The sequence below is a fragment of the Actinomyces oris genome, assembly GCF_006546825.1.
GTDB lineage: Bacteria > Actinomycetota > Actinomycetes > Actinomycetales > Actinomycetaceae > Actinomyces > Actinomyces oris.
In genome coordinates, this window is sequence record NZ_VICC01000005.1 from 51,701 (window position 1) to 64,238 (window position 12,538).

Genomic DNA, 12,538 nt, shown 5'->3' on the forward strand with positions numbered 1-12,538 from the left:
CCGGCAGGGAATGCGCCGCCTGCACGCCGTCCCGCTGGGACGGCCCGTCGCGATGACCGAGACGATGACCAAGGCTCGTGGCGTCGGTTGGGCCGAAGACTCCCCGGGCACGTTAGGCTCGTGGCTGATGACGGACATCGACGACCACACTGATGAGATCACCCTGGATGAGGTGATCGATCCTGACGATGGCGCGCGCGATCTGGACCGGGCGCCGGCCGATGAGGACGAGGCCGCCCGGGCCGCCCGCTTCGAGGCCGAGGCCCTGCCCTACCTCGACCAGCTCTACGGCGCCGCCCTGCGTATGACCCGCAACCGGGCCGATGCCGAGGACCTCGTGCAGGACGCCTATGCCAAGGCCTTCGGCTCCTTCCACCAGTACCGGCCCGGCACCAACCTCAAGGCCTGGCTCTACCGGATCCTGACCAACACCTTCATCAACTCCTACCGCAAGAAGCAGCGTGAGCCGCTCCAGTCCGACGCGGAGACGGTCGAGGACTGGCAGCTGCACCGGGCCGCCTCCCACGACTCGGTGGGGCTGCCCAGCGCGGAGAACCTCGCCCTGGACGCTCTGCCGGACTCCGACATCAAGGACGCCTTGGGCCAGCTCACCGAGGACCGGCGCCTGGCCGTCTACCTGGCGGACGTGGAGGGCTTCTCCTACAAGGAGATCGCCGAGATCATGGACACGCCCATCGGGACCGTCATGTCCCGGCTGCACCGAGGTCGCCGCCAGCTGCGCGAGCTGCTGGCCGACTACGCCCGAGAGTACGGATATGGGGAGGAGGAGAAATGACAGACCGCATGGAATCGGGAACCCCCGGTGACAACAGCGCCGATCCCACCAAGGGCCCCAAGACGGCGGACGGCTCCCAGGACTGCTCCTGCGCCGAGGCCCGCGCCCACCTGGAGGCCTTCCTCGATCGCGAGTGCACCGCCGACCTGGCCGAGCGCCTCGCCCAGCACGTGGCCACCTGCTCGCACTGCTCCCGCCTCGCTGACGCCGAGACCCACTTGCGGGAGATCCTGCGCTCACGGTGCGCCGAGCAGGCCCCTCCCGAGCTGCGCGCCCGGGTCCTGGGGCGCCTGTCGGCCCTGCGCGCCACTGCGGTGAGCGTGACGACGACGTCGACCACGACCCGGACCCAGGCCTCCGCCTCCGGGCGGGTCGTGCGCGTCGTGGAGTCCCGGGTCGAGTCCTCCCAGACCGTCCGCTTCGAGCACGACTGAGGGAGCAGCCGGGCCCCGGCTGCGACGTGCGCCGACGTGTGGTCGCCTTCACCGGCTGGTCAGCGGCGCCAGACTGGCCCAGGCGCGCCGCCGTGTGCGAGAATCAGCGGCGTTCCGTGCCCCCTCGTGGGGCGAGTCAAGACACGAGGAGGCAGTGATGAGCAAGCGCGGTCGTAAGCGTCGTGCACGCGCCAAGTCCAGCGCCAACCACGGCAAGCGTCCCAACGCCTGAGCCGGGTAGCGCACTGAGCGCAACGCCCTGAGACATACAGCCGTCGGCCGGTCACCACTCATGGTGACCGGCCGACGTCGTTCTTAAGCCGTCCCGGAACTGTCCTGGTCAGGCACCGATTCGCACTCACAGCCTGGGTCCTTCGGCCTTGACGGTCATGAGACGGTGAGGTGTGAGCCGCGGAACATGGCCTGATTCGTGGTGAGGGGACACTGTCCAGCCTCTCACCGAGAAACCCGGTGGTGTCTCGTGGGTATGGCCTTGCCGGCTCCTCCTCAACGACGGCGGTGTGACATGAACCTGAAGAACCTGACAGCACCAGACCAGTGGACACTCTCTGACAACTCGCTCCTGCGGCGCATCCTCGTGTGCTTCCTGGGGGAGGTGATCACGGCGGTCGGGATCGCGATCTGCCTGGAGGGCAAGAGCGGCGTCGACCCGTTCACCGCCTTCCTCCAAGGCATCTCCCACGTCTCTGGGATCTCCTTCGCGGCGATCGTCCCGATCGTCAACATCATTATGCTGATCCTCGTCTTCCCCTTCGACCGGTCCATCTTCGGCCTGGGGACAGTCATCAACTTCACCGTCGTGGGTGTCCTCGTGGACTACTTCCGCCCGATCTACCGCAGCTTCTTCCATGTCGAGTACTCCTTCGGCAGCATGCTGCTCCACCTGGCGATCGGGCTGCCGCTGTTCTGCCTGGGAGTCTCCATGTACATCACCTGCGACCTGGGCCAGTGCCCTTATGACGGGATCGCGCCCTCGCTCAGGCGGCACTTCCCGCGCTACAGCTACCGCGTCTACCGGCTGGTTCAGGACATCGTCACAATCTTCCTGGCCCTGCTCCTGATCAGGTTCGACCTCTCGCTGGGCATCGTCGCCCTGGGTACGGTCATCATGGGCTTCTTCATCGGCCCCATCGTCGGTTTCTTCAACAACCACGTCTCCAACCGCCTGGTGGGGATCAGCGGCGACATCTTCGCCGTCGCCGAGTCGTCTGACGGGGGCTCCCCGGTGCCGGCCTGAATCGCGGGTGTTGCGGGTATCGAGGCCTCAGGACTCGGGGCGCTCGACGCCGAGCCACTCGTACCAGCCGCGGTGCAGCACCAGCCAGGCCAGCAGACCATAGCCGGCCTGGCCCGGGTGCGTGCCTCCGGCGGCGGCGACGTCGGCCGTCCACTGCTCGTGGTTGCGCAGCGGCTCGAAGGTGTCCACGTAGGGCACGTTGCGCCGCAGGCACACCTCCTCGGCGGCCTGGGACAGCTGGGCGGTGGCGTCGGGGTCGGCCTCCGGTAGGGGAGGAGGCCCGACGACGAAGCACTCGCGGTGGTCGGAGGCGGCAGTGTCGAGGATATTGGCCAGGGCCAGGCGGGAGCGGGCGTAGGAGATGCCGGCGAGCACGTCGGCCACACCCAGCCCCACCACGAGCCGGTTGATGCCGGTGTGCGTGGAGCGGCGGGCCACCTCGGGCCCCCAACGGTCGGACATCTGCGCCGTCGTCTCACCGGGAACCGCCAGAGAAGTCCACAGGATGTCGGCGTCCCGGGGCGTGCGGGCCATGACCCGGCCCGTCCATCCCAGGGCGCGCCCGTCACCATGACCGGCCACCAGCTCGTCACCGATGAAGCTCAGCCTCGTCTCACGCATGACAGCGCCTCCTCATGCCTCATGATCCCTCATGCTGTCTTGACATTATCGTGACCTTGCGCTGTAACGGTGGAGGCTGACGGCATTTCGGCGGGGCTGACACGGGACGGGCCGGTGAACCGGCCTCGTCTCAGTGGCGGGCGAAGGCCTGGCGGAGGATCTCCTCCTGCTGGGCGCGGTGGACGCCGGCGGTGCCCACCGCTGGGGCGGCGGCCTCCGGCCGGGAGACCAGCGTGGGCAGGACGCCACCGGTCAGATCCGTCGGCAGGTTGAGCGCCAGGTAGGGCCACATGCCCTGGTTGGCGGGCTCGTCCTGGACCCACACGAGCTCGGCTCCGCTGAAGGGAGCCAGCGCCTCGGCGATGGCCGAGCTCTCCAGCGGGTAGAGCTGCTCGAGGCGGACGATGGCCGTGCTCGTGTCCCCGGTCTTGGTCCGGTGGGCCAGCAGGTCGTAGTAGACGCGCCCCGAGCACAGCAGCACCCGGTCCACACCCTGCTTGCGGGCAGCGGCCAGGACGGCGTCGTCGGTCTCCCCGATGACCGGCTGGAAGGTGCCGGAGGTGAAGTCCTCCACCGGGGAGCAGGCGGCCTTCAGACGCAGCAGCTGCTTGGGGGTGAAGACGATGAGTGGGCGGCGCGGGCGGGTGTAGGTGTGCTCGCGCAGCAGGTGGAAGTAGCTGGCGGGCGTGGAGGGCTGGGCCACCAGCATGTTGTCCTGGGCGCACATCTGCAGGTAGCGCTCGATGCGGGCTGAGGAGTGGTCGGGTCCCTGCCCCTCCTGGCCGTGGGGGAGCAGCATGACCAGGCCGGAGCGCTGCCCCCACTTCTGGGCGGCGGAGGTGACGTACTCGTCGATGACGGACTGGGCGCCGTTGGCGAAGTCGCCGAACTGGGCCTCCCACATGGTCAGTCCCTCGGGGCGCTCCACGGAGTAGCCGTACTCGAAGGCCAGGGCGGCGTACTCGCTGAGCAGGGAGTCGTAGATCTCCAGGGGCGCCTGGTCCGGGGTCAGGAAGCTCAGTGGCGTCCACTCCTGCCCGGAGGTGTGGTCGTGCAGGACGGCGTGGCGCTGGGCGAAGGTGGCGCGGCGGGCGTCCTCGCCGGCCAGGCGGATCGGCACGCCCTCCATGAGCAGGCTCCCCAGGGCGATGAGCTCCCCGAGCCCCCAGTCGATGCCGCCCTCGCGCGTGGCCTCGCGGCGCTTGGAGAGCATGGCCTGGAGCTTGGGGTGGACGGTGAAGGACTCGGGCCAGGCGACCTGGGCGTCGCCGATGCGCTCGACGACGTCGCGGGGCACGGCCGAGGTCCAGCCCAGCATCATGCCGGTGCCCGCCCGCTGGGAGTAGGGGATCTCCAGGGAGGACAGGGGCACGCCCACCTTCGTGGGGTCCGACAGGTCCTGCGTGGCGGTGTCGGCCGCCTCCCCGGCGCCGTCGGAGCCCGTGCCCCCGGTGACCTGGACGCGGGCCTCGGCGAAGACCCGCTCCAGCTCGTCCTGGTAGCTCTTGGCGATCTCCTGGGCCTCCTGCGGAGTGATGTCTCCGCGCCCCACGAGGGCGGCGGTGTAGACGCCGCGCGTGGAGTCCAGGGAGTCGATGAGCCGGTACATGAGCGGCTGGGTCATCGAGGGGTCGTCGCCTTCGTTGTGGCCGCGGCGCCGGTAGCAGATGAGGTCGATGATGACGTCCTTGTGGAAGGTGCGTCGGTACTCGTAGGCGTGGCGGGCGGTACGGGCCACGGTCTCGGGGTCGTCGGCGTTGACGTGGAAGATCGGCACCTGCAGGCCCTTGGCCAGGTCGGTGGCGTAGGTGGTGGAGCGGGCCGAGGCCGAGCCGGTGGTGAAGCCGATCTGGTTGTTGACGACGATGTGGACGGTACCGCCGGTGCGGTAGGCGGGCAGCTGGCTCATGTTGAGGGTCTCGTAGACCACGCCCTGGCCGGCGAAGGCGGCGTCGCCGTGGACGAGGACCGGCATGACCGTGTAACCCTTCTCGCCCAGACCGATGCGGTCCTGCTTGGCACGCACGATGCCCTCGACGACGCCGTCGACCGTCTCCAGGTGGGAGGGGTTGGCGGCCAGGGAGACGCGGGTGGAGACGCCGTCGGTCCCGGAGAAGACGCCCACGGTGCCCAGGTGGTACTTGACGTCGCCGGTGCCGGCGCCCTCGATGACGCCGTTGCCCTCGAACTCGTCGAAGACCTGACCGTAGGACTTGCCGGCGATGTTGGTGAGCACGTTGAGGCGGCCGCGGTGGGCCATGCCGATGACGACCTCGTCGAGGCCGTCGTGGGCGGCGGCGTCGAGCAGGCGGTCCAGGGCCACGATGAGGGACTCCCCGCCCTCGAGGCTGAAGCGCTTCTGGCCCACGTACTTGGTCTGCAGGAAGGTCTCGAAGGCCTCGGCCTGCTCCAGCTTGGTGAGGATCCGACGGCGCTCCTCGTCGGCGATGTCCTCCCAGTCGCGCTCGAGCCGCTCCTGCCACCAGGCGCGCTGGGCCGGGTCCTGGATGTGCATGTACTCCACGCCCACGGTGCGGCAGTAGGCGTCGCGCAGCATCCTGAGGATCTCGCGCAGGGTGGCCCGGTCGCGCCCGCCCAGGCCCCGGGTGGGGAAGGAGCGGTCCAGGTCCCACAGGCTCAGCCCGTAGGAGGTGATGTCCAGGTCCGGGTGGCGACGCAGTCGGTAGGTGAGCGGGTCGTTGTCGGCCGCCAGGTGGCCGCGCTGGCGGTAGGCGTGGATGAGCTCGGCCACGCGCGCCGGCTTGCCGGTCTCCAGCTCGGGGTCGTAGGTGGTGTCACGCACCCACTTGACCGGCTCGAGGGGAATGCGCAGGGACTCGAAGGCCCGGTTCCAGAAGCCGTCCAGTCCCAGGAGCTTGCGCTCCACCAGGCGCAGGAACTCGCCGGAGGCGGCGCCCTGGATGACGCGGTGGTCGTAGGTGGAGGTCAGGGTGACGACCTTGCCGATGGCCTGACGGGCCAGGGTATCGGGGCTGGCACCGGCGAAGGCGGCCGGGTAGTCCATGGCGCCGACCCCCACGATGAGCCCCTGGCCGGGCATGAGGCGCGGCACCGAGTGCAGGGTGCCGATCATGCCGGGGTTGGTCAGCGTCACGGTGGTGCCGCGGAAGTCGTCAAGGTCCAGCTTGTTCTCGCGAGCCTTGGCCACGAGGGTCTCGTAGGCCTCCACGAACTGGGACAGGTCCATGAGGTCGGCCTGCTTGATGGAGGGCACCAGCAGGCGGCGCTGCCCGTCGGAGCCGGGCACGTCGATGGCCAGGCCGAAGGCCACGTGGGCGGGCTCGTGCAGGACCGGCTTGCCGGCCTCGTCGACCCCGTAGGAGACGTTCATCGAGGGCATCTCGGTCAGGGACTCGACGACCGCCCAGCCGATGAGGTGGGTGAAGGAGACCTTGCCGCCGCGGGTGCGGGCCAGGTGGGTGTTGATGACGGAGCGGTTCTCAATGAGGACCTTGGCGGGCACGGCCCGGGCGGAGGTGGCCGTGGGCATGGACAGGGAGTCGTCCATGTTCTTGGCGGTGCGGGCCGCCGCACCTTTGAGCCTGGTAGTGCGGTCCTCGTAGGCGTCACCGTCCTGGTCGTGAGCGGGGTGGCCGGCCTGGCGCTGGGCGTAGGGGGAGGTCGGGGGCGCGGTGTCCGACGGCGGGGCCGGCGGCAGGTCGGAGCGCGTGACGTCCTGGACGGCGGAGGAGCGGCGCAGGGTGGAGGCGGCCTGGGGCGTGATGGTGGCCCGGCGCGGCCCGCCGGCGGCCGACGACGCAGAGCCGTTGGAGGAGGCAGGGCCCGGTTGGTGAAGGCCGGCACTCGGATCGGTCTCGAAGAGCTCGCGCCACTGGGGACTCACGGAGGAGGGATCCGCCGACCAGGCGGCCCGCATCTCCTCCACCATCCACTCGTTGGCACCGAAGCCTGGGCTGATCTGGTCCTGCGTGGGCACGTCGGGTCTCCTCGGAGCTCGTCAGTCTCCCGTTCCGACACTGGGAGCCTCAGCGGGACCCCGGGGGAGGAACGGCGGTGTTCACCAGACATCCTAGAAGGTGAAGGGCGTCTCATGCGAGCAAACACGGGACCAAAGACACACGTGTGTCCCGACCGTGACGCGCTCGCAACCAGGCAGGGGAGCAATGCAAGGAGACCGGCCACGATCCGAAGTTGTGTCAACTGGAACAGTCGAAGAGCCCAAAATGACTCCTGTGTTGGGAAACCTGCGCGCCCGAACGATTCACTACGAATAAGTCTCCTAAAGTTGTGTTGACCTGACGCAGGTGCGGATTTACCTGCCAGGCCCTATTACTGGCTTAGATACCCATAACGACTGTCCTGTCGTCATCATTCCAGCAAATAGTCCCAGTTTAAAACACGAGCCATCCCAAACTGTGCAACTTAGGGCAAGAGACTCCCGGCAACATTCCCGATCGTCATCATGGAAGCCCTCGGAATCATACTTTACCTACACACTATCAGTAAGCCTCTAGGTGGGTTAGCTCCTTTGGGTGTTTCCGGTTTGATCGGAGGCATCGGAGAACTTAGCGTCACATAGTTAGCTTGGTGTAATCGAAAGTTATCGAGGCCAATCGTGATTAGATTCGTGATTAGATCGTATAATTTGTAGAAAGTCAATGCATCCTCGAGTTGCATGTTTGTAATATGGGTCGATCTGGACTGCTCGTTTGTAAAGGCGCTCTGTACGGAAGTAGTCTTTTTTTCTGTCGAAGGAAAACAATGCATAGTCGCAGATTATATGGATGTTTGTCGGGTCAATCTTGAGTGCCAGTTGATAAGTTGTATCGGCATTGTCAGTGTCGTGAAGCGCTGAGTCTAGGAATGCAGCATAATGCCCTAGTATGTCCGCGTTAGATGGATATAGTGATAGAATATAGTCGTAAACGTCTTTGGTATGATGTCTACCGTAGAGATGTTCGTGCCAACTGTCGTCTTTGCTGAAAATGTGGGCGAGGCGGGTGTTGTCGTTGTGTCGATTTCGCATGGATTGACCAATGTAGGTTCGCGCAGAATTTTTTGCGCTGGTCCACTTTAGCTCTAGAAACTTGAGAAACGCTCCAACGGGATTAATTGATAAACGATTCTGATTCTTCCTCGCGGACATGAGAGGGGTATCAATTTGTGTTGTATGTGTTTCAATTGATTCGACGTGGCACTCCAAAGACTCTTTCGACAAAGTGTAGTGGTTTACATGTTTTCCTGAGAGGGGGGCTGGGAGACTGTTCGGGAAATCTATTGATAGTTTATGTGAAGAGAGGGTGAGATTGCCTTGTATGCTCGAAATATCTAGATAGCTCGCTTTGCGTTGGATATTGTCTAGGAACTTCACATAGTTTCCAAGAACTTTGATGTTGTCTGGATTGGCTTCGACAGATCTGGCGTACATTTCTTCAATCTGCGAACTTAAGCCTCCGTTTATAAACATTCTGATCGCAGCCATGAGAGTTTGCGAGGCGTTGAGGTTGAACGATGATATTGCGTGTAGGCAATCAGAGGAAACTGGCTGTCCAGCATTATTATTGTCGTCGATAATGAGGTCGAGAACCTCCCATTTGTCGTCGGCAACTCGATTAATGAAAGGAACTACGGAGTTGATAGGGGTTGTAGCTTTTATCCATGCTTCGTCCCAGTTTAAGTGGGAACTATCGTCGCAAAATGCTGCTTCTGCTAGTGACGTGAGCTGTGCTTTGGATGCGGCCCCCAGCCCTATTCGCTTCCAATCGGTGGCTGCCTTGATTAAGGCGCTACATTGTGATTTTGCGGCACACTCTTCCTGTAGTGCGTCTCTTACGTCCTGGGCGCAACTTAGTGTTGGACCGAGCCCAAATCCTCTTATTTCTTTCGTGAATCTTGAGTAACTTGTAGTCGCTAAGTCGTTCAGCTCATTCTGACTGAGCAGATCTGAGAGATGTAATGTATGAAATCTATTTACACTATCCCATCCAGTCAATTGCTCGAACTCATTTGTGCGGTGTGTAAAATAGGCGGATCGTGTTATAGTTCCTACTATGGTGCAACCATTGTTGATCCATCTGTTAAGTCTCCCTAGAGTGAGCGACTGATTATTTAGAAAACGGTCTATGTCGTCAAGTATGATTATGGTCTTCGAAGTTGGCTCGAGGTGATTGTTCAAAAGCACCTCTATGTCGTTTTCGTCTCGTGGAAACCAGGTGGGTGCGTTGGGCCATTCAGCGCGAATCACTTCAACCGCAAGACGAGTCTTCCCGGCCATGGGTGGACCCTCGATGAGAACGGGCGTTCCGTTATTGAGGTGCTCGACCAGTTGGTCTTGAATGTCTCGGGGAACGAACTCGGTGATGTCTCGATATGCGCGGTGGACTCGCAGGGCCTCTAAAGGTTCCTCATTTATGTTGGTTGTGGCTCCTGCTATTTCGGCGATGTGTCGCCTTTCGGACTGTGTGGAGATCCATTCGCGAAACTGGGGTGTTGCGGTCGCCGTCCCTCCGATAGTTGCTCCGATGAGGCCTCCGGCTGTAGCCCATGCTGTGCTGTGAGTCGCGAGGTAAGGGATCGAAGCGCCAGCGATGATGCCACCAACTGGCGGGAGGAGCCACCAGGCGGATTGGCCTGGGTTGGTTGAACGGACCGCCCTTTGTTGCTTCCGTGATGGCATCGTAACCTCCATGCTCGCTTGGTCTGTGGCGTAAGTTACCTCAATCGTGAGAAATCAGTGACTTCAGCGATGGCTACATGACGCCCGATGTCTGCCTCGGCCGCAGTACCGCTGCGGTGGTACCGTTCGGTCACTATGCGATCGGCTTTCCGCCGGGCCTCGAGGCGCCGCACCCGCACGCACCGCGCCTCCTCGCCCGTCTCTGACCACCCCCACCCCGACTCGTCCGCCTCCAGCGTCCACACCTCATCCCACGTGGGGGAGGGGCCCGCATGACCGACTGGCTCATGATCGCCGTCGGCGTGGTCCTCACCGTGGGCACCGCCCTGTTCGTGGCCGGTGAGTTCTCCCTGGTCGCCCTCGACCCATCGACCGTCGAGACCCGAGCAGCCACCGGCGACAAGCGCGCCACTACCGTCCGGCGCGCTCTGGGACGTCTCTCCACCCTCCTGTCCGGCGCCCAGGTCGGCATCACCCTGACCACCGTGCTCCTGGGCTACACCATGCAGGCGGCCCTCGCGAACCTGCTCACCGGCCTCATGAGCCACTGGCTGGCCACCTCCGTGGCCACCGGCGCCGCAGTCGTCATCGCCCTCATCGTCGTCAACGCCTTCTCCATGGTCATCGGCGAGCTCATCCCCAAGAACGCCACCCTGGCCGACCCCATGCGCGCCGCAGGCCTCGTGGCCCCCTTCCTCATGGGCTTCACCACCCTCCTCAAGCCCCTCATCGTCCTGCTCAACGGCGCCGCCAACGCCGTCCTGCACGCCATGGGCATCGAGCCCGCCGAGGAGCTCAGCGGCGCCCGCAGCGCCGGCGAGCTCGCCTCCCTCGTGCGCCACAGCGCCGAGGAAGGCACCCTCGACGCCTCCACCGCCACCCTGCTCACCCGCTCCATCGGCCTGGGGGCCCTCACCGCCGTCGACGTCATGACCGACCGCGGCCGCCTCCACACCCTCGATGCCGACGACTCCGCCGAGGACGTCGTGCACCTGGCCCGCGCCACCGGACACTCCCGCTTCCCCGTCATCGGCCGCGACGTCGACGACGTCATGGGCATCGTCCACCTGCGCCGCGCCATCGGCGTCCCCTATGAGCGGCGCGCCGACGTCCCCGTCGCCTCCACCTCCCTCATGACGCCCGCGCCCCGCGTCCCCGAGACCATGCCGTTGGCCGACCTGCTCGTCGAGCTGCGCGCCCAGGGCTCCCAGATGGCGATCGTCGTCGACGAGTACGGCGGCACCGCCGGCGTCGTCACCCTCGAGGACGCCGTCGAGGAGGTCGTCGGGGACGTCGCCGACGAGCACGACCGCCGCCGCGCCGGCGCCCACCTCGACCCCTCCGGGCACTGGGTCGTACCCGGCTGGATGCGCCCCGACGAGCTTGCCACCCGCGCCGCCATCCAGGTCCCCGACGACGGCCCCTACGAGACCCTCGGCGGCCTGGTCATGACCGAGCTCGGCCGCATCCCCGCCGTCGGTGACGTCGTCGAGCTGCCCCACGCCTCCCTGACCGTCGACGCCATGGACGGGCGCCGCGTCACCCGCCTCCACGTGCGCCCCAAGGACCCCGAGGCCGCCCCCGGAAGTCGAGGACCAGAGGGGGAGCGCCGATGAGCACTCCGCTCGCCCTCCTGCTCACCGTCATCCTCCTGGCAGGAAACGCCTTCTTCGTCGGTGCCGAGTTCGCCGTCACCTCCTCGCGCCGCAGCCAGCTCGAGCCACTGGCCGAGGCCGGCGACGCCCGCGCCGCCACCGCCCTGTGGGCCCTGCAGAACGTCTCGCGCATGCTGGCCACCGCCCAGCTCGGTGTCACCCTGTGCTCCACCGGGCTGGGCGTCGTCGCCGAGCCGGCCATCGCCCACGCCCTGGAGCCCCTGCTGGCGACCATCGGCGTCGGGCACGCCGGCTCCCACGCCGTCGCCGTCATCATCGCCCTGGTCATCGTCGTGGGCCTGCACGTGGTCGCCGGGGAGATGGTGCCCAAGAACATCTCCATCGCCTCCCCGGAGAAGGCTGTGCGCTGGCTCGCCCCGCCCCTGGTGTGGTGCTCGCGCGTCTTCAGCCCCGTGGTCAACGCTCTCAACGGCTTCGCCAACGGGGTCCTGAGGGTCCTGGGCATCGAGGCCAAGGAGGAGATCGCCGCCGCCTTCAACGCCGAGGAGGTCGCCTCCATCGTCGAGCGCTCCACCGCCGAGGGCGTCCTGGAGGACTCCACCGGTCTGCTCAGCGGCGCACTGGAGTTCTCCGAGGAGACCGCCGGCAGCGTCATGGTGCCCCTGCGTGAGCTCGTCACCCTGCCCCAGGACTGCACCCCGGAGGACGTGGAGCGGGCCGTGGCCTCCACCGGCTTCTCCCGCTTCCCGCTGGTCGCCGACCAGGCCGCAGCTGATCAGGGGGAGGAGCCCGTCATCACCGGCTACCTGCACCTCAAGGACATCCTTTACGCCGACGGCGCCGAGCGCACCGAGCCGGTACCCGCCTGGCGCGCTCGCGCACTCGTGCCCGTCGGCTACGACGACGAGGTCGAGGAGGCGCTGGCGGCCATGCAGCGCTCGGGGGCCCACCTCGGGCACGTGCGCAACGCGCAAGGGCGCTTCATCGGGGTCCTCTTCCTGGAGGACATCCTCGAAGAGCTCGTCGGCGAGGTCAACGACGCCATGCAGCGTGAAGAGCACCAGCGCCGTGATTAAATCGTGATTTAATGGCCGGAATCGGCGGATTCCCACAACATGGGCTGCCTGGGGCGACCATTGTCGATCGCTGCTCCAG

General features: G+C 65.5%; 9 protein-coding genes. 6 read left to right on the forward strand and 3 right to left on the reverse strand.

Annotated features, from left to right (window positions below; translation table 11 throughout):
* The first annotated feature begins 127 nt into the window (after window positions 1-127).
* The 4 genes from FK267_RS06565 to FK267_RS06575 all read left to right on the forward strand — a co-directional run bounded on the left by FK267_RS06565 (window position 128) and on the right by FK267_RS06575 (window position 2,488).
* Window positions 128-796 carry a sigma-70 family RNA polymerase sigma factor gene (locus FK267_RS06565; protein WP_010613374.1) on the forward strand — a complete coding sequence of 223 codons (669 nt, stop codon included), beginning with the start codon at window positions 128-130 and terminating at the stop codon, window positions 794-796.
* Entirely contained in the window at window positions 793-1,230 is a 438-nt protein-coding gene (gene rsrA, locus FK267_RS06570) for a mycothiol system anti-sigma-R factor (RefSeq protein ID WP_141406699.1), read from the forward strand. Before FK267_RS06565 ends, rsrA begins: the two co-directional genes overlap by 4 nt.
* Before the next feature lie 157 nt (window positions 1,231-1,387).
* Complete coding sequence (locus tag FK267_RS13845) at window positions 1,388-1,462, forward strand: 50S ribosomal protein bL37 (protein WP_370538935.1); 75 nt, start codon at window positions 1,388-1,390, stop codon at window positions 1,460-1,462.
* A gap of 294 nt (window positions 1,463-1,756) precedes the next feature.
* Window positions 1,757-2,488: a YczE/YyaS/YitT family protein gene (locus tag FK267_RS06575; RefSeq protein WP_141406700.1), complete on the forward strand. Its 732-nt coding sequence runs from the start codon at window positions 1,757-1,759 to the stop codon at window positions 2,486-2,488.
* A 27-nt stretch (window positions 2,489-2,515) separates the two neighbouring features.
* Here FK267_RS06575 and FK267_RS06580 read toward each other — a convergent pair whose 3' ends face one another.
* The 3 genes from FK267_RS06580 to FK267_RS06590 form a co-directional block, all read right to left on the reverse strand.
* Window positions 2,516-3,109, reverse strand: coding sequence for a GDSL-type esterase/lipase family protein (locus FK267_RS06580; RefSeq protein ID WP_075254558.1), 594 nt, complete (start codon window positions 3,107-3,109; stop codon window positions 2,516-2,518).
* Between the two features lie 130 nt (window positions 3,110-3,239).
* Window positions 3,240-7,067, reverse strand: a complete 3,828-nt coding sequence (locus FK267_RS06585) for a multifunctional oxoglutarate decarboxylase/oxoglutarate dehydrogenase thiamine pyrophosphate-binding subunit/dihydrolipoyllysine-residue succinyltransferase subunit (protein WP_141406701.1) — start codon at window positions 7,065-7,067, stop codon at window positions 3,240-3,242.
* A gap of 624 nt (window positions 7,068-7,691) precedes the next feature.
* Complete coding sequence (locus tag FK267_RS06590) at window positions 7,692-9,779, reverse strand: tetratricopeptide repeat protein (protein ID WP_141406702.1); 2,088 nt, start codon at window positions 9,777-9,779, stop codon at window positions 7,692-7,694.
* 260 nt (window positions 9,780-10,039) lie between these two features.
* Here FK267_RS06590 and FK267_RS06595 point away from each other — a divergent pair, with 260 nt between their 5' ends.
* Both FK267_RS06595 and FK267_RS06600 read left to right on the forward strand, forming a co-directional pair.
* A complete protein-coding gene (locus tag FK267_RS06595; protein ID WP_141406703.1) occupies window positions 10,040-11,383 on the forward strand; it encodes a hemolysin family protein in 1,344 nt (447 codons plus the stop codon).
* Window positions 11,380-12,459: a hemolysin family protein gene (locus FK267_RS06600; protein WP_141406704.1), complete on the forward strand. Its 1,080-nt coding sequence runs from the start codon at window positions 11,380-11,382 to the stop codon at window positions 12,457-12,459. Before FK267_RS06595 ends, FK267_RS06600 begins: the two co-directional genes overlap by 4 nt.
* Window positions 12,460-12,538: the final 79 nt, after the last annotated feature.

Coding starts and splice junctions, on each gene's coding strand:
- FK267_RS06565 (WP_010613374.1), top strand. CDS start 128: ATGACGGACATCGACGACCACACTGATGAGATCACCCTGGATGAGGTG.
- rsrA (WP_141406699.1), top strand. CDS start 793: ATGACAGACCGCATGGAATCGGGAACCCCCGGTGACAACAGCGCCGAT.
- FK267_RS06575 (WP_141406700.1), top strand. CDS start 1,757: ATGAACCTGAAGAACCTGACAGCACCAGACCAGTGGACACTCTCTGAC.
- FK267_RS06580 (WP_075254558.1), bottom strand. CDS start 3,109: ATGCGTGAGACGAGGCTGAGCTTCATCGGTGACGAGCTGGTGGCCGGT.
- FK267_RS06590 (WP_141406702.1), bottom strand. CDS start 9,779: ATGGAGGTTACGATGCCATCACGGAAGCAACAAAGGGCGGTCCGTTCA.
- FK267_RS06595 (WP_141406703.1), top strand. CDS start 10,040: ATGACCGACTGGCTCATGATCGCCGTCGGCGTGGTCCTCACCGTGGGC.
- FK267_RS06600 (WP_141406704.1), top strand. CDS start 11,380: ATGAGCACTCCGCTCGCCCTCCTGCTCACCGTCATCCTCCTGGCAGGA.